Here is a 414-nt window from a genome sequence, read left to right as displayed (position 1 = left end):
CAAACCTTTCGCGGCACCACCTTGAGCTCCAAGGACATCGAGGGCCTGACCTTCAACACCGGCTACATCGACCGCATCAACAAGCGCGACTCCACCTACTACCAGGCCATGACCATCGCCTCGCCCAACCGGCGTTTCAACGCCACCGCCACCACGTCGCACCTGGCGTATGTGGGCGGGGACTATCAGGTCAACAAAGACCTCAGCCTGCGCGTCTATCACTCCCAGGTCGCCGACCTCTACCAGCAGGACACCCTGGCGCTGTTGCACAACCTGCCGCTGGGCGATGGCGTGCTCACCAGCGACCTGCGCAGTTTTTTCAGCCGCGAGGATGGCAGTGCCAAGGCGGGCAACGTGGATAACCGCAACCTCTCGGCGCTGTTCGGCTACCGCCTTGGCGGCCATCGCGTCAGC

At 63.3% G+C, this 414-nt stretch carries 1 protein-coding gene; it reads left to right on the top strand.

Annotation, left to right across the window (positions count from 1 at the left end; all coding sequences use genetic code 11):
• Positions 1-414, top strand: a 414-nt coding sequence (locus FCS21_RS16565; RefSeq protein WP_138624542.1) for an OprD family outer membrane porin, incomplete at both ends; no start/stop codon positions are given.

Source organism: Colwellia ponticola, from assembly GCF_005885605.1.
Classification (GTDB): Bacteria; Pseudomonadota; Gammaproteobacteria; order Enterobacterales; family Alteromonadaceae; genus Colwellia; species Colwellia ponticola.
The sequence above is the reverse complement of the archived record's forward strand: the minus strand, read 5'-3'. Positions and strand labels throughout refer to the sequence as shown.